Source organism: Streptomyces megasporus, assembly GCF_000718985.1.
Lineage (GTDB): Bacteria > Actinomycetota > Actinomycetes > Streptomycetales > Streptomycetaceae > Streptomyces > Streptomyces megasporus.
The window spans coordinates 49,501-65,458 of sequence record NZ_JODL01000009.1 but is presented as its reverse complement, the minus strand read 5'-3'; the positions used below and the strand labels follow the sequence as shown (position 1 = coordinate 65,458).

Below are 15,958 nucleotides of genomic sequence, written 5' to 3'. Positions count from 1 at the left end.
GCCTTTACGCCACGCCGTCCTCGGTGCCCCGCCCGAGGACGACCACGTCGTCGGCGTCGAAGGTGACGGTGACGGTCGTGCCCGGTTCGGGCGCCTCGCGCAGGGGGCAGGAGGCCTCCAACGCGGGGCCGTCGGCGGGGTCGAGCAGCAGCGAGAGCTCCGAGAAGCCGCCGCCGCGCAGGGTGCGGGCGGTGACGGTGCAGGGCAGTCCGCGCCCGGGGGCCTCCGCCGGCCGCACTCCGGCGGGCCGTATCAGCAGGGTGCACGGCCCGGACGGGGTGCCGGGCGGTACGGGCACCTCGCCCCAGGGGGTGTCGGCGGTGTTCCCTCGCACGGTCGCCGGGACGATGTTGGCGAAGCCCAGGAAGCGGGCGACGAACTCCGAGGCGGGGCGCCGCCACACCTCGACGGGGCTGCCGGTCTGGGCGATCCGTCCCCGGTCCATCACCACCACCCGGTCGGCGAGGGCGAACGCCTCGCCCTGGTCGTGGGTGACGGCCAGCACGGTGGTGCCCAGCCGGCGGAAGAGCTGCCGCAGTTCGATCACGAGGCGTTCGCGCAGGGAACGGTCGAGCTGTCCGAGCGGCTCGTCCAGCATCAGCAGTCTCGGGCGGGGCGCCAACGCGCGGGCGAGCGCGACGCGCTGCTGCTCGCCGCCGGACAGGGCGGTGACCGGGCGGCGCTGGGCGCCGGGGAGGCCGACGAGGTCCAGCAGTTCCGCGACCCGCCGTTCCGTCTCCTCACGCGACGCCTTGTGCATGCGCGGCCCGAAGGCGACGTTGCCGCCGACGTCGCGGGTGGGGAAGAGCTGGTGGTCCTGGAACATCAGCCCCACTCCGCGCCGGTGCGGGGCGACGCCCCGCTGGTCGCGTCCGTCGAGCCACACGCGCCCGGCGTCCGGTTCCCGCAGGCCGGCGACGGCCCGCAGCAGCGTGGACTTGCCGCTTCCGGAGGGGCCGAGCACGCAGACGATCTCGTGTTCGGCGACGTCGAGGTCCACCGCGTCCAGGGCCGTGCGGTCGCCGAAGCGCACGGTGACCGCCTCCAGTCGCAGTGCCGCCATCTCTACAGCTCTCCCGATCGGTCGGTGCGGACGTTCTCCAACGCCAGCAGGACGGCCGCGCACACCAGCATCAGGATGGTGCTGAGCGCCATCGCCTGGCCGTAGTTGCTCTCTCCGGCCCGCCCCAGGAGGCGGGCGACGGCGACGGGCAGGGTGGGCGCGTCGGCGCGTGCGATGAAGACGGTGGCGCCGAACTCCCCCAGGGAGACGGCGAAGGCGAAGCCCGCCGCGACCAGCAGCGCACGGCGGGCCAGTGGCAGGTCGACCTCGCGCCACACCCGCGCCGGCGAGGCGCCCAGCACCGCCGCGGCCTCGCGCAGCCGGTCGTCCACGGCCCGCAGGACCGGCAGCAGGGTCCGCACCACGAACGGCACGCCGACCAGGGCCTGGGCCAGCGGGACCAGGATCCACGACGAGCGCAGGTCCAGTGGTGGTTCGTCGAGGGCGATGAGGAAGCCGAAGCCGACGGTGACCGCCGAGGTGCCCAGGGGCAGCATCAGCAGCGCGTCGAAGCCGCGCACCAGCCGCCCGACCCGGCGGCCGGACTCGGGGAGGGTGAGCGCGACGGCGGCCAGGCCGCCGATGACCAGGGCGATGCAGGTGGCGACGGCCGCGTAGGCGAGGGAGTTGCCGATCGCCTCCTGTGGGGCGACCGCGAAGGTGCCGTCGGTCGAGGCCAGGGCCCGGTAGTGGGTCAGGCCGTAGCCGTCGGGCCCGTGGAGGGAGCGCTCGACGAGCACGGCGAGCGGGACGACCAGCAGCACGACGATCTGGCACAGGACGGCGACGAGCAGCGCCCACTGGCGTGCCCCGCGCGGGCGGCGGGCGGTGCCGGCGGCGTCGACCAGTCCCCGGGTGCCGCGGTGCCGGCGGACGGTGCGGGCGTGGCAGGCCAGCAGGGCGGCGACCGCGGCGAACTGCACCAGGGTCAGGACGGCGGCGGTGGGCAGGTCCAGCAGGTGGGCGGTCTGCCGGTAGATCTCCACCTCCAGGGTGGCGTAGCGGGGGCCGCCGAGGATCTGGACGACGCCGAAGGAGGTGAAGGTGAACAGGAAGACGGTCAGGGCGGCGGCGGCCACGGCCGGGGCGAGCGCGGGGAGCGTCACGGTGCGCCAGGCGGCCAGGCGGCTCGCGCCGAGCATCCGGGCGGCCTCCTCCTGCCGGGGGTCGAGCTGTGCCCACAGCCCTCCGACCACGCGGACCACCACGGCGTAGTTGAAGAACACGTGGGCGAGCAGGATCGCGACGGGGCCGGTGACCGGCGGCGTCCCCCACTCGTGGAACAGGCCGCCGCGGCCCAGCAGCCCCAGGAACGCGGAGCCGACGACGACGGTGGGCAGCACGAAGGGCACGGTGACGATCGCGCGCACCACCCGCCTGCCGGGGAAGTCGTAGCGGGCCAGGACGTAGGCGCCGGGCAGGGCCGACAGGACGGTGAGCGCGGTGGAGGCCGCCGCCTGCCAGAGCGTGAACCACAGCACGCCTCCGATGCCGGGGTCGGTGAGCACCTCGGCGAACCGCTCCGGGTGCCACCGTCCGTCCGCGTACAGGCCGCGGGCGGTGATGGCGGCGACGGGGTAGGCGAAGAACAGCGCGAGGAACGCGGCCGGGACGGCCATCAGGGCGAGCCGGACGGCCGTCCCGCGCGCTCCGCCTCCCGTGCCGGGGCCGCTCCTCACCTCACGACGAGCGAGGTCCACGTCTCGACCCACGCCTCGCGGTTCTCGGCGATCCGCTCCGGCTCCACGGTGTGGGGGTCGGGGATCGTCTCGCCGTACCTGGTGAACACCTCGGGCAGCTCGGTGCCCTCGCGGACGGGGTTGACGAACATCTGCAGCGGCATGTCCTCCTGGAACGTCTCGCTCACCAGGAAGTCCAGCAGCGCCTTTCCGCCCTCGGGGTTGTCCGCGCCGGACAGGAGTCCGGCGAACTCGATCTGCCGGAAGCAGGTGCCGGTCGCCACCCCGGTGGGGGCCTGCTCGGGCGCGGGGTCGGCGTCGAGGACCTCGGCGGGCGGGCTGGAGGCGTAGGAGACGACCAGCGGGCGGTCGCCGCCGTTCTCGCCGCCGGAGGAGCCGGAGAAGCGGTCGTAGTACGCCTGCTCCCATCCGTCGACGACCTCGACGCCGTTGGCCCTCAGCTTCTTCCAGTAGCCCTCCCATCCCCCAGCGGCTTCGCCCTGGGAGGCGCCCCCGTCCCCGTACTCGGCGACGGTGGCCAGCAGGAAGCCCAGACCGGGCGAGGAGGTGGCGGCGTTCTCGACGACCAGGAGGTCCTTGTACTCCGGTTCGACGAGGTCGTCCAGGGTGTTCGGGGGTTCGATGCCGCGCTTGTCGAACCAGGCGCGGTCGTAGTTGACGCAGACGTCGCCGGTGTCGACGGGGGTGACGCGGTGCTTCTCGTCGTCGAGCCGGTACTCGGCGGGGATCTTCTCCAGTCCCTCGGCCTCGTACGGCGTGAACAGGCCGCTGTCCAGGGCGCGGGAGAGCAGGGTGTTGTCGACGCCGAAGAAGACGTCGCCCTGCGGGTTGTCCTTGGAGAGGATCGCCTGGTTGAGGGCCGATCCGGCGTCGCCGCCGCTCAGCACCTTCACCGTGTAGCCGGTCTCCTCGGTGAACTTCTCCAGCACCTCGTCGGAGGCCGCGAAGGAGTCGTGGGCGACCAGGGTGACGGTCTTCTTCCCCTCCCCCTCGTCGGACGGCTGCGAACCGCCGCAGGCCGTCAGGGCGGAGACGGTGAGCGTGCCGAGGGCGGCGACGCCGAGGGCGCGCCGGAACGTCGTGATCACGTTGTGCTGACTCCCTACGCCGGTACTAACCGGATCAGGTCCGAGGGTCTGCGGATCGCCGGCCGGTCCACGGGACCGGTACGGCGGTGCCGCACTCTCAGCGCTGTACGCGCTCCCCTGTCGGTATGTCGATACTGTGTGCGATCGCTACGGTACCAGGGTCGTCCTCGCCGTCAGCGCTCGGTGGCGGCGAGCTGCCCGCAGGCTCCGTCGATCTCCTGCCCGCGGGTGTCACGGACGGTCACCGGGACGCCGCGTGCCTCCAGCGCCTCGACGAAGGCCCGCTCGTCCTCGGGTCGGGAGGCGGTCCACTTGGAGCCGGGGGTGGGGTTGAGGGGGATGAGGTTGACGTGCGCCCTCTTCCCCGCCAGCAGCCGGCCGAGGAGATCGCCCCGCCACGCCTGGTCGTTGATGTCGCGGATCATGGCGTATTCGATGGAGACCCGGCGGCCGGACTTCTCGGCGTACTCCCAGGCGGCGTCGAGGACCTCGCGGACCTTCCACCGGGTGTTGACCGGCACCAGGGTGTCGCGCAGTTCGTCGTCGGGGGCGTGGAGGGAGACGGCCAACCGGCACTTGAGGCCCTCGTCGGCGAGGCGGTGGATCGCCGGGACCAGGCCGACGGTGGAGACGGTGATGCCGCGCTGGGACAGGCCCAGGCCGTCGGGCTCGGGGTCGGTGAGGCGACGGATGGCGCCGACGACCCGCTTGTAGTTGGCCAGCGGCTCGCCCATCCCCATGAAGACGATGTTCGACAGCCTGGCCGGTCCCCCGGTCACCTCGCCGTCGCGCAGGGCACGCATGCCCTCGACGATCTGATGGACGATCTCGGCGGTGGACAGGTTGCGGTCCAGCCCGGCCTGTCCGGTGGCGCAGAAGGGGCAGTTCATGCCGCAGCCGGCCTGCGAGCTGACGCACATGGTCACCCGGTCCGGGTAGCGCATCAGCACGGACTCCACCAGCGTCCCGTCGTGCAGTCGCCACAGCGTCTTGCGGGTGGCCCCGTCGTCGCAGGCGACGTGCCGCACCACGGTCATCAGCTCGGGCATCAGTTCGGTGGCCAGCCTCTCCCGCGCGGCGGCCGGGATGTCGGTCCAGGCGGCGGGGTCGGTGGCGCAGCGGGCGAAGTAGTGCCGCGAGAGTTGTGTGGCGCGGAAGGGCTTCTCGCCGATGGCGGCGACCGCCTCACGGCGCTCCGCGGGGGTGAGGTCGGCGAGGTGCCGCGGCGGCTTGGCGGCCCCGCGCGGCGCGACGAAGGTGAGTTCTCCGGGTGCAGGCATGGTCCGTCCAGTGTCGCAGATCGACCACGGCGCCCCGGGCCGGATCGGGGCGACCACGGTCACCCCCGCCCGTCCCCGTCACCGCGGCCGGCCCCGCGACGGGCCACGGACGGCCCGGACGTGGCGAGGGGCCCGCCGTCCGGGTGGACGGCGGGCCCCTCGGTCGGCGGCAAGGCGGTCAGCCCGCGCCGACGAAGATCACCATCAGCAGCCAGACCACGGGAGCGGTCGGCAGCAGGGAGTCGAGCCGGTCCATGATGCCGCCGTGGCCGGGCAGCAGGGCACCCATGTCCTTGATGCCCAGATCCCGCTTGATCATGGATTCGCCCAGGTCGCCCAGGGTCGCGCTGGTGGCCACGGCCAGCCCCAGCAGCAGACCCTGCCACCAGACGCCGCCGTCGATGAGGAAGTGCATGCACAGCGCGCCCGCGACCATGGCGAAGGACACCGCTCCCAGCAGTCCCTCGCGGGTCTTGCCGGGACTGATGCGCGGGGCGAGCTTGTGACGGCCGAAGCGCCAGCCGACGGCGTACGCCCCGGTGTCGCTGACGACGGTGAGCAATAGGAAGGTGAACACCCGCCACGGACCGTCGTCGGCCGCGAGCATCATGGCGACGAAGGTGGCCAGGAAGGGGACGTAGAAGGCGGCGAAGACACCCGCCGTGACGTCCCGCAGGTAGTCCTCGGGGTCCTCCGTCATCCGCCACACCAGCACGGCGAGGGCGGTGAGCGCCGCCGCCACCCAGGCGCCCTCGGCACCGCGGACGTACCCGGCGACGACCATGGCCGCGCCGCCGACCGCCAGCGGCACCAGGGGGGCCCGGATCTGCTTGTGCTCGGCGAGCCGGGAGGTGAGTTCCCACAGTCCGACCACGACCGCGACCACGATCACGCCGACGAAGACGTGCTTGTAGACGAAGAGCGAGGCGACGACGGCGGCGCCCAGCCCCAGGCCGACCCCTATCGCGGCGCGCAGGTTGCGGCCGGCCCGCTTGCGGCCGCGCGCGCGGCCCGAGGTCACGGGACCGGTCTGCTGCTCGGACGGGACGCCGTCGGAGGCCTGGCCTCCGGACGGACGCCCGGCCGCTCGATGGTCACGATCGTCCTGGTCACCGCGGGGGGCGTCGGGCACAATGGGCATACGCCGAGTCTGCGACGCATCGCCGCCGTCGTGCACGGAACCCGCCGGTGCCGGCGCCACCTCCGCGTGAAGCGGGGAGGAGTACCTCTGTTCGGGAGGGCTCCAGTATCCGAAGTCGCCGGGATGCCCGGCGCTCGGCGGTGGCGCTCCCCAGGATGAGTCATTCACGAATATCGCAGCCCTCAGACTTCGAGCAGCTCGGCTTCCTTGTGCTTGAGCAGCTCGTCCACCTGCGCGACGTACTTGGCGGTGGTGTCGTCGAGCTCCTTCTCGGCGCGGCGCCCCTCGTCCTCGCCGATCTCGCCGTCCTTGATGGCCTTGTCGATGGCCTCCTTGGCCTTGCGACGGACGCTGCGGATGGAGATCTTGGCGTCCTCGGCCTTGCCCTTGGCGACCTTGATGTACTCCCGGCGGCGCTCCTCGGTCAGCTCCGGGAAGACGACCCGGATGATGTTGCCGTCGTTGGAGGGGTTGACCCCGAGGTCGGAGTCGCGGATGGCCTGCTCGATGTTCCGCAGCGCGCTCTTGTCGAACGGAGTGACCACGGCCATCCGCGGCTCGGGCACCGAGAACGACGCGAGCTGGTTGATCGGGGTCATCGCGCCGTAGTACTCCGCCACGATCTTGCTGAACATCGCAGGGTGCGCACGGCCGGTGCGGATCGCGGCGAAGTCCTCCTTGGCGACGACGACCGCCTTCTCCATCTTCTCCTCGGCTTCGAGGAGGGTCTCTTCGATCACCACGTGCTCCTGGTTCGCTGATTGAGCCGGAAAGCCCTGATTCCTGCACGGTGTCCGACCGGCAGGCTGTTGTCCATCCCCGTACCGTGCCCATCGTGCGGCACGGAGTTGCCGTACGGCGCCGTGGGCGCCGCGCCGCCGTACGGATTCGTGTCGCGCCGACGCGGGCGTCAGGCCCGAGAGCCCTGGTCGCTCACGAGCGTGCCGATCTTCTCACCCTTCACCGCTCGCGCGATATTCCCCTCGGCCAGCAACTCGAAGACGAGGATCGGCAACTTGTTGTCCCGGCAGAGGGTGATGGCGGTGGCGTCGGCCACCTTCAGATCGCGGGCGATGACCTCGCCGTACCCCAGGGCGTCGAACTTCACCGCGTCGGGGTTGGTGGCGGGGTCGGAGTCGTAGACGCCGTCCACGCCGTTCTTGCCCATCAGCAGTGCCTCGGCGTCGATCTCCAGAGCGCGCTGGGCGGCGGTGGTGTCGGTGGAGAAGTACGGCATGCCCATACCGGCGCCGAAGATGACCACCCGGCCCTTCTCCAGGTGCCGTACGGCCCGCAGCGGGATGTACGGCTCGGCGACCTGCCCCATGGTGATGGCGGTCTGGACGCGGGAGTCGATGCCCTCCTTCTCCAGGAAGTCCTGGAGGGCGAGGCAGTTCATGACGGTGCCGAGCATGCCCATGTAGTCGGAGCGGGCCCGGTCCATGCCGCGCTGCTGGAGTTCCGCGCCGCGGAAGAAGTTGCCGCCTCCGATGACGACGGCGATCTCGGCGCCGTCCCGTACCACGGCGGCGATCTCACGGGCGACCTTGTGCACGACGTCGGGGTCGACTCCGAGCCCTCCACCTCCCGCGAACGCCTCACCGGAGAGTTTCAGCAGGAAGCGGCGGCGGTTGCGGTGTTTGTCGGAGGCTTTGCCTCCGGGGTCGATGCCCTGTTTCATGCTGCTCTCCTCGTGCACATGCGTAAGGAGGCCATCGCCGGTGGTTCCTCTCGGTTCCCGAAAACGGCAATGGCCTCCTCGTCACAACTGCGGTCGTCCGTCCGTGGGCGACGCACCAGGACGGGCCCCGTGGCCGACCCTGTCCGGGTGTGGCCGGTCCGCCGTGGAAGTACGGCGTTGCGGGTCAGGCGCCGACGCGGAAGCGGGCGAAGCGCTTCAGCGTGACACCGGCCTCGTCCAGCACCTTCTGGACGGTCTTCTTGTTGTCCTTCGCGAAGGGCTGCTCCAGGAGGCAGTTCTCCTTGAAGAAGCCGTTCACGCGGCCCTCGACGATCTTCGGAAGGGCCTGCTCGGGCTTGCCCTCCTCGCGGGCGGCGGCCTCGGCGACGCGGCGCTCGTTGTCGACGGTCTCCTCCGCGACGTCCTCACGGGAGAGGTACTTCGGGGCGAACGCGGCGATGTGCTGGGCCACGTCCTTGGCGACCTCGGCGTTCTCCTGCTCCAGCTCGACCAGGACACCGACCTGCGGCGGCAGGTCCGGGCTGGTGCGGTGCATGTAGGCGGCCACGTAGCCGCCGGAGAACTGCGCGAAGCGGTCCAGGACGATCTTCTCGCCGAGCGCGGCGTTGGCCTCGTCCACGTAGGTCTGGACGGTCTTGCCCGACTCGATCTCGGAGTCGAGGAGCGCCTGGACGTCGGCCGGGGAGGTGGCGGCGACGTGGGCGGCGATCGCGTCGGCGACGGCGATGAACTTCTCGCCCTTGGCGACGAAGTCGGTCTCGCACTTGAGCTCGACCAGCACACCGGACTTCTTGTCGTCGGCGATCAGGGAGACGACGGCGCCGTTCTCGGCCGTGCGGGACTCGCGCTTGGCGACGCCCTTCTGACCCTTGACACGGAGGATCTCGACGGCCTTGTCGACGTTGCCCTCGGCCTCGTCCAGCGCCTTCTTGCAGTCCATCATGCCGGCGCCGGTGAGCTCGCGAAGCTTCTTGACGTCAGCGGCGGTGTAGTTCGCCATGGTCGGTGAATCTCTTCTCGAAAAGTCGATGAGGATGGATCGATCTACGGGTGCGCGCCGGGGGCGGCGCTCATGGCACCGCCCCCGGCCGTACCACCGTGCTGCGTGCTCAGGCCTGCTCGGCGGGCTTGTCGGCCTCGGCCGGCTGCTCGCCCTCGGCGGCCTTCTCCTCGGCCGGAGCCTGGGCGGTGGCCTCGGCGGCCTTCTTGGCGTCGCCCTCCAGCAGTTCGCGCTCCCACTCGGCGAGCGGCTCGCCGGCGGCCTTCTCGCCCTTGCCCTCGCCGGCGGCGCCGGAGCGGGCGATGAGGCCCTCGGCCACGGCGTCGGCGATCACGCGGGTGAGCAGGGTGACGGAGCGGATGGCGTCGTCGTTGCCCGGGATCTTGTAGTCGACCTCGTCGGGGTCGCAGTTGGTGTCGAGGATGGCGACGACCGGGATGTTGAGCTTGCGCGCCTCGCCGACGGCGATGTGCTCCTTCTTGGTGTCCACGATCCAGACGGCGCTGGGCACCTTCTGCATGTCGCGGATACCGCCGAGCGTCTTCTCCAGCTTGGCCTTCTCGCGGGAGAGGACCAGCAGCTCCTTCTTGGTGAGGCCGGAGGAGGCCACGTCCTCGAAGTCGATCTGCTCGAGTTCCTTCAGGCGCTGCAGGCGCTTGTGGACGGTCGAGAAGTTGGTCAGCATGCCGCCGAGCCAGCGCTGGTTGACGTAGGGCATGCCCACGCGGGTGGCCTGCTCGGCGATGGCCTCCTGGGCCTGCTTCTTGGTGCCGACGAACATGATGGAGCCGCCGTGGGCGACGGTCTCCTTGACGAACTCGTAGGCGCGGTCGATGTACGACAGCGACTGGAGCAGGTCGATGATGTAGATGCCGTTGCGCTCGGTGAAGATGAAGCGCTTCATCTTCGGGTTCCAACGGCGGGTCTGGTGCCCGAAGTGGACGCCGCTCTCCAGCAGCTCCCGCATCGTGACGACGGCCATGGCCGTATCTCCTTGAATGCTCGGTTGTCCGCGGCGGCCGGGTGACCTCCGCGCCTGACGCCCCGGCGCGCTGTGCCTGCGGATGGGCCCGAGGACCGTCTCCGAGGACCGAGGTGCGCGGCCACCGAATACGGGGGTGGCGGGACGTGCGAAGTCGACCCGGTGACCCGGATCGCACCAGAAGTGTACGGGACCGGGAACCGGCAGGCGACACGCACGGGCCGCGGACGTGGCCCGTGCCGGACGCGGACGGGCACGGACGGGCACGGACGGGCGTGGGGGCGAATCGGCGTGTCGGGTGACGGACTTGTCCACAACCGGCCGGTGGTCCACAGGTTCCGGGCGCGATCCCCGCGGAACGGCCCCGGCCGTCACCCTGTGCTCATGGGACTTCGACTCTGTGCGGTGCTGCTGTGGTGTCTGCCGCTCCTCGCCTCGGGGGCCGCTCCGGCCCGCGCGGCGCCCGGGGACGCTCCGGGCGCCGGGGTGGAACGGGTCCGGCCGGTGCCGGGGGCGGTGGAGCGCGGGTGGGAGCCGCCACCCGTGCGGTGGGCGGCGGGCCACCGCGGTGTGGACCTGGCGGCCCGTCCGGGGGATCCGGTGCGCGCGCTGGCGGCGGGCCGGGTCTCGTTCGCCGGAAGGGTCGCCGGGCGCGGGGTGGTCTCGATCGAGTTGGCGGCCACGGGGGAGCCGCCACTGCGCACCACGTACGAGCCGGTCGAGGCACGTGTCCGCGAGGGCGACCCGGTGGCGGCGGGCGACGTGGTGGGGGTGTTGGAGGCGGAGGGGTTCCACTGTCGAGCCGGGTGTCTCCACTGGGGGCTGCGCCGTGGCGAGGTCTACCTGGACCCGCTCTCCCTGTTGCGTCGTGGCCCCTCCCGTCTGCTTCCGGTGTTGGGGGTCCCGCTTCCCGAGGGGCCGGAGGGAGGGCGGGACGGCGCGGTGCGCCCGGCGGCGGCCGACGGGCGCCGGCCCTCGGGCGCCGCCGTGGGGGCGGTGGCGCTGGCCGTGGTCGCGGTCTGGGCCCACCGCCGTCACGTCCGTCCGCGCGGCGGGGGCCCGCCCGTGTGACGGGGCCGGTGGAGGGAGAGGGGGCGAAAGGGGGCGGGGGCGGGGAGGTTCAGCCCCCGACGCCGCGGAGCACCATCGACACCGCCGCCCTCGTGATCCGTTCCGGGTCCTCCGCGGCGCCCAGTTCGACGCGGCGGACCGCGGCGTCCACGACGCCCTGCAACAGGACCGCGGTCAGCCGGGGCTCGTCGTGCCCCAGGGCTTCCAGGGCGTCCACGACCATGGTGATCAGCCCGCCGTGGGCGGCGCGGATCTTCTCCCGGGCGGCCGCGTCCAGTTCACCGGCCGAGATGGCGACGACGGCTCGGTGACGGCGGTCGCCGACCAGGGCCAACTGCTGTCGTACGTAGGCCTCGACCTTCGCCTCGGGGGTGTCGGCCCGCTCCATGGCGGCCTCCACCTCGGCCGCCCAGACCGGGAAGTCGACGGCGCACAGTTCCTCGACGACGGCCGCGCGGGAGCGGAAGTACTCGTAGACGGAGGAGCGCGCCAGCCCCGTGCGTTCGGCCAGGGCGGGGAAGGTCAGTGCTTCCGTGCCGCCCTCCGACAGCAGGGACCGTGCCGCCTCCAGCAGGGCGTCGCGTTGCATCCTCCGGTGCTCGGCCACGGAGGCCGCTCGAATCCTTGGCACGGTCCCACTTTAGGGATGGGGTGTCGATTCAGCGACTGACGTCCGCCAGCTTGGCCCGAAGCTGCAGTACGGACTTGGTGTGGATCTGGCTGACCCGGCTCTCGGTGACCCCGAGCACCTGTCCGATCTCGGCGAGGGTGAGCCCCTCGTAGTAGTAGAGGGTGACCACGGTCTTCTCGCGTTCGGGCAGGGTGTTGACCGCGCGGGCGAGCAATCGCCGCAGTTCGCGGTCCTCGGCGATCTCGACGGGATTGTCGGCGGCCGTGTCCTCCAGGGTGTCCACGAGGCTGAGGCGGTCGCCGCCCTCCCCGCCGGTGTGGAGCACCTCCTCCAGGGCGACCACGTTGGTCAGGGGCAACTGGCTGAAGATGCCGTGCAACTCCTCCAGGGGGATGCCCATCTCGTCCGCGACCTCGGCCTCCGACGGCGTGCGCCGCAGGGTCGCCTCCAGCGCGGCGTGGGCGCGTTCGAAGGCGCGGGCCTTCTGCCGCACGGAGCGGGGGATCCAGTCCAGTGCCCGCAGCTCGTCGATCATGGCTCCGCGGATGCGGGTGATGGCGTAGGTCTCGAACTTGATCGAGCGGCTCGGGTCGAACTTCTCGATGGCGTCGATCAGTCCGAACACCCCGGAGGAGACGAAGTCGGCCTGGTCCACGTTGGCGGGCAGGCCGACGCTGACGCGCCCGGCCACGTACTTGACCAGGGGCGAGTAGTGGAGGATCAGCTGTTCCCGCAGCCGCTCGTCACCCGTGCACTTGTACGACCGCCACAGCTCGTCGAGCGATCTGGGCGGGGCAGGGCGTGCGGCGTCGGCCGCAGTCGGTTCTGCCGTGGCCGTGCGGTCGGGCCCGGAAGTGTGGTGGGGGGGCATGCGTGGTCTTGAGCCGTTCTGCCGTGACTGTGGTCTGTGCGCTGACGCCGATGGGACCTGAGGGGCGGGAACCTTCGGAGCGTAGCGTGACCGAGGTGTGGCTCAGTGCGAGGATCGGTCGATCAGGCATACGCAGATACGTTCCGCTGCCCGCACCCCGGAGTTACCCCGGAGTGCGGGACGGTCCTGCGAGGCCAAGCGGAACGAACCATTCAGCGATCATGCCTCTCACCCTTTCACTCGATCGTCCCAGGTCAAGGATCGCCTCGTCACCTGTTGGGGTGTTGGTTTCTCCGTCGCACCAACTGCCAGTGGTCGCCGTTGCGTTCGAGGAAGCCGAGTGTCCCCAGCTCCCGGAGGCGGGCGAGCGCGCGGTCCTTGGTGAGGGCCGCGGCACGCGCCACCGCCTCCGTGTCGAGCGCGCCCCGGGCCGGCAGGGCCTCCAGGACGCGCGCCGCCTCCGGTGCCAGCAGGTCGCGCGGCAGCATCGGCCCGCGCTTCTCGGGCGCCAGTTCACCGATGCTGCCGACCAGTTCGATGATCTCGGCCGCGTCGGTGACGACGACTCCCTCGCCCCGCAGGAGTTGGTGCACTCCGGCCGACAGCCCGCTGGTCACCGGGCCGGGGACGCCCATCGTGACCCTGCCGAGGGCGAGTGCCCGCCGGGCGGTGACCAGCGATCCGCTGCGCAGCTCGGCCTCCACCACGACGGTGCCGCGGGTGAGCGCCGCGATCACGCGGTTGCGCAGGACGAACCGGCTGCGGGTCGGGTGGGCTCCGGGTGGCAGCTCGGCGACCAGCAGGCCCTCTTCCCCGATGCGCCGGATCAGGGGGCCGTTGCCCGGCGGGTAGGCCACGTCGACCCCGCAGGCCAGGACCCCGACGGTGGCTCCGCCCACGGCCAGGGCGCCGTTGTGGGTCGCGCCGTCCACGCCGTACGCCGCGCCGGAGATCACCGTCCAGCCGCGGGCGGCCAGGCTGGAGCCGAGCGTCGACGCGACGTGGGCGCCGTAGTCCGTGCAGGCGCGGGCGCCGACGACGGCGACCGAGCGCAGCGCCCACATCCGCAGCGACACCCTGCCGCGCACCCACAGTCCGACGGGACGGCCGTCGCCCAGGTCGTCCAGTTGGCTGGGCCACTCGGGGTCGCCCGGGCAGACGAAGCGTCCGCCCAGTCCGTCGACGGTCCTCAGATCCGCCTCGGGGTCGAGTCCGCGGGCCCGTTGCCGGAGCCCGGCCCAGCGGTTCCGGGAGACGCCGGGCAGCGGGGTGTCGGAGCCGAGGGCCCTGAGAGTGTCCACGGCGCCGTAGCGGTCGAGCCATCCGTTCGCCGTCTCGTCCCCGGGCTCCACGATCCTGGTGAGCGCCGCCCGGGCCAGACGCTCCTCCTCGCCGGTCACGTCCCGCCCCCGGCGAGTGCCGTGCCGCGCCGTACGCCCGTGCGCAGTTCCAGTGCCCCGTCCACGTCGTCGGCGGTGGGCCTGTCGTGCCCGGCGAGGTCGGCCAACGTCCAGGCGACCCGGAGGACCCTGTCCAGGCCGCGTGCGGTGAGCAGCCCGCGCTCCATGTCCTCCTCGGCCCTGTTCAGGGCTCCGGGGGCGCCCGGCCACCTCGTCCGCAGTTCGTGTCCGGGGACTTCGCTGTTGGTGCGCCAGGGGGTTTCGGTGTAGCGGGCCTCGGCCCGCTCCCGTGCGGCGCGGACGCGCTCCGCCACCGTCGCGGTGGACTCCCCGTGCGCGTCCGGGTCGGCCAGTTCGGCGCGGGTGACGGGTTCGACGGTGACGCGGAGGTCGACGCGGTCGAGCAGGGGGCCGGAGAGTCGCGCGCGGTAGCGCCGGACCGAGGAGGGGCGGCACTCGCAGCCGCCGCCCCTGGAGCCGTGCCGGCCGCAGGGGCAGGGGTTGGCGGCGAGGACGAGGAGGAAGCCGGCGGGCATGCGCATCATGCCCTGGGCGCGGGCCACGACCACCTGCCCGGACTCCAACGGCTGGCGCAGGGCGTCCAGCACCCGTGCGCTGCACTCCGCCGCCTCGTCCAGAAAGAGCACCCCTCGATGGGCGAGGGAGACGGCCCCCGGCCGGGGCAGCCCGCTGCCGCCTCCGACGAGGGAGGCCATGGTGGCCGAGTGGTGCGGGGCGCAGTACGGCGGTCGTTCGATCAACGGCCGGCCGGGCGGCAGGGCCCCGGCCACCGAGTGAACGGCGGTGACCTCCAGTGCCTCCTTCCGGGTGAGGGGCGGCATCAGTCCGGGGAGCCGTTCGGCGAGCATCGTCTTGCCCGCGCCGGGCGGTCCTTTGAGGAAGAGGTGGTGACGGCCCGCGGCGGCCACCTCCAGGGCCCTGCGGGCCGCGGTCTGCCCGGCGACCTCGGCGAGGTCCACCGGACGCTCCTCGCCGAGCCCCGGGATGCCCTTCCCCGCTCCGGGCACGGTGAGCCCGGCGAGCATCGGGGCCGCGGCACCCTCCTCGGCCGGATCCTCGTCGGGCACGGGCGCGTCGGTCAGGATGGCGACGAGTTGGCGCAGGGAGCGGACGCCGAGCACGGACACGCCGGGGACCAGAGCGGCCTCGGAGGCGGTCTGCTCGGCGACCACGACCTGGCGGTATCCGGCGTCGGCGGCGGCCAGGACGGTGGGGAGGACGCCGCGGACGGGACGGACTCGGCCGTCGAGCCCGAGTTCGCCGATCATCACCAGGTCGGCGAGGTCGCGGGGGTCGATCCGTTCCGCCGCGCCGAGGACCGCGCAGGCCACGGCGAGGTCGAAGCCGCTGCCGCTCTTGGGCACCGAGGCGGGGCTGAGGCCGACCGTGAGTTTCTTCTGCGGCCAGTCGATGCCGGAGTTGACGACGGCGGCCCTGACCCGGTCGCGGCTTTCGACCAGGCTCTTGTCGGGCAGGCCCACCAGGGTGAAGGTGGCGAGGCCCGGTTCGAGGTCCGCCTGGACCTCGACCACCACGCCCTCGACACCGACGAGGGCGACCGAGCAGGTGCGTGCGAATCCCATCTCAGGCCACCCCCCTGACGTGCTGGACCCGGGGGGCGCCGCGCTCGGGCAGGACGACGCCGACGAGATCGATGCGCACTCCCCCGGTCGGCGGGCGGCCGTACCGGGTCAGCCAGCGTTCGCTGAGCCAGCGGGCGGCGAGCCTGCGCAGCCGTGCCGCCTTGCGCGGTGTGACGGCCGCCATCGGGTGTTCGTAGGCGCCGGCTCTGCGGGTCTTGACCTCGCAGATGACCAGCGCGTCGGCGTCCCGGGCGACGATGTCGATCTCGCCGTCGACCTCACCGCCCCGGCAGCGCCAGTTGCGTTCCAGGACGGCCATGCCCGACTCGCGCAGCCGGCGGGCGGCCAGGTCCTCTCCGTAGCGTCCGAGTGCTTCCCTGCCGTTCATCGGTACCACCTCCGGGTCCGACTGTGGCGGCTGGGGA

At 72.3% G+C, this 15,958-nt stretch carries 15 protein-coding genes and 1 riboswitch; of the genes, 1 reads left to right on the top strand and 14 read right to left on the bottom strand.

Annotated features, from left to right (window positions below; translation table 11 throughout):
* Positions 1-4: 4 nt before the first annotated feature.
* The 9 genes from IF47_RS0110505 to rpsB form a co-directional block, all read right to left on the bottom strand.
* The gene (locus IF47_RS0110505) at positions 5-1,063 is read right to left on the bottom strand and encodes an ABC transporter ATP-binding protein (protein ID WP_031508311.1); all 1,059 of its coding nucleotides are present in this window, start codon (positions 1,061-1,063) and stop codon (positions 5-7) included.
* A gap of 2 nt (positions 1,064-1,065) precedes the next feature.
* Positions 1,066-2,682: an ABC transporter permease gene (locus IF47_RS0110500; RefSeq protein WP_031508310.1), complete on the bottom strand. Its 1,617-nt coding sequence runs from the start codon at positions 2,680-2,682 to the stop codon at positions 1,066-1,068.
* A 56-nt stretch (positions 2,683-2,738) separates the two neighbouring features.
* A complete protein-coding gene (locus IF47_RS0110495; protein WP_031508308.1) occupies positions 2,739-3,851 on the bottom strand; it encodes a thiamine ABC transporter substrate-binding protein in 1,113 nt (370 codons plus the stop codon).
* A riboswitch (TPP riboswitch) is annotated at positions 3,846-3,980 on the bottom strand. Its footprint overlaps the gene before it by 6 nt.
* A 44-nt stretch (positions 3,981-4,024) precedes the next feature.
* The gene (gene rlmN, locus IF47_RS0110490) at positions 4,025-5,131 is read right to left on the bottom strand and encodes a dual-specificity RNA methyltransferase RlmN (protein WP_031508307.1); all 1,107 of its coding nucleotides are present in this window, start codon (positions 5,129-5,131) and stop codon (positions 4,025-4,027) included.
* 178 nt (positions 5,132-5,309) lie between these two features.
* Complete coding sequence (locus IF47_RS0110485) at positions 5,310-6,440, bottom strand: phosphatidate cytidylyltransferase (protein WP_031508306.1); 1,131 nt, start codon at positions 6,438-6,440, stop codon at positions 5,310-5,312.
* A 14-nt stretch (positions 6,441-6,454) separates the two neighbouring features.
* The gene (frr, locus tag IF47_RS0110480; RefSeq protein WP_031508304.1) at positions 6,455-7,012 is read right to left on the bottom strand and encodes a ribosome recycling factor; all 558 of its coding nucleotides are present in this window, start codon (positions 7,010-7,012) and stop codon (positions 6,455-6,457) included.
* Positions 7,013-7,182: 170 nt separating this feature from the next.
* Positions 7,183-7,953, bottom strand: coding sequence for a UMP kinase (gene pyrH / locus IF47_RS0110475; protein ID WP_031508302.1), 771 nt, complete (start codon positions 7,951-7,953; stop codon positions 7,183-7,185).
* A gap of 184 nt (positions 7,954-8,137) precedes the next feature.
* On the bottom strand, positions 8,138-8,974 hold the full coding sequence (tsf, locus tag IF47_RS0110470; RefSeq protein WP_031508301.1) for a translation elongation factor Ts: 837 nt from the start codon (positions 8,972-8,974) through the stop codon (positions 8,138-8,140).
* Positions 8,975-9,083: 109 nt separating this feature from the next.
* On the bottom strand, positions 9,084-9,956 hold the full coding sequence (rpsB, locus tag IF47_RS0110465; RefSeq protein ID WP_031508300.1) for a 30S ribosomal protein S2: 873 nt from the start codon (positions 9,954-9,956) through the stop codon (positions 9,084-9,086).
* A 384-nt stretch (positions 9,957-10,340) separates the two neighbouring features.
* Here rpsB and IF47_RS27665 point away from each other — a divergent pair, with 384 nt between their 5' ends.
* Positions 10,341-11,027, top strand: coding sequence for a murein hydrolase activator EnvC family protein (locus IF47_RS27665; protein WP_078591711.1), 687 nt, complete (start codon positions 10,341-10,343; stop codon positions 11,025-11,027).
* Between the two features lie 49 nt (positions 11,028-11,076).
* Here the strand turns inward: IF47_RS27665 and IF47_RS0110455 are convergent, their stop codons facing one another.
* From IF47_RS0110455 to IF47_RS0110435, 5 genes are all read right to left on the bottom strand, one after another.
* Complete coding sequence (locus IF47_RS0110455; protein WP_031508298.1) at positions 11,077-11,634, bottom strand: TetR/AcrR family transcriptional regulator; 558 nt, start codon at positions 11,632-11,634, stop codon at positions 11,077-11,079.
* A 52-nt stretch (positions 11,635-11,686) separates the two neighbouring features.
* The gene (gene whiG, locus IF47_RS0110450) at positions 11,687-12,529 is read right to left on the bottom strand and encodes an RNA polymerase sigma factor WhiG (protein WP_031508297.1); all 843 of its coding nucleotides are present in this window, start codon (positions 12,527-12,529) and stop codon (positions 11,687-11,689) included.
* Between the two features lie 269 nt (positions 12,530-12,798).
* Complete coding sequence (dprA, locus tag IF47_RS0110445; protein WP_031508296.1) at positions 12,799-13,929, bottom strand: DNA-processing protein DprA; 1,131 nt, start codon at positions 13,927-13,929, stop codon at positions 12,799-12,801.
* The gene (locus IF47_RS0110440; RefSeq protein ID WP_031508295.1) at positions 13,926-15,533 is read right to left on the bottom strand and encodes a YifB family Mg chelatase-like AAA ATPase; all 1,608 of its coding nucleotides are present in this window, start codon (positions 15,531-15,533) and stop codon (positions 13,926-13,928) included. The genes dprA and IF47_RS0110440 overlap by 4 nt, the downstream gene beginning before the upstream one ends.
* A gap of 1 nt (position 15,534) precedes the next feature.
* Entirely contained in the window at positions 15,535-15,921 is a 387-nt protein-coding gene (locus IF47_RS0110435; RefSeq protein ID WP_031508294.1) for a YraN family protein, read from the bottom strand.
* Positions 15,922-15,958: the final 37 nt, after the last annotated feature.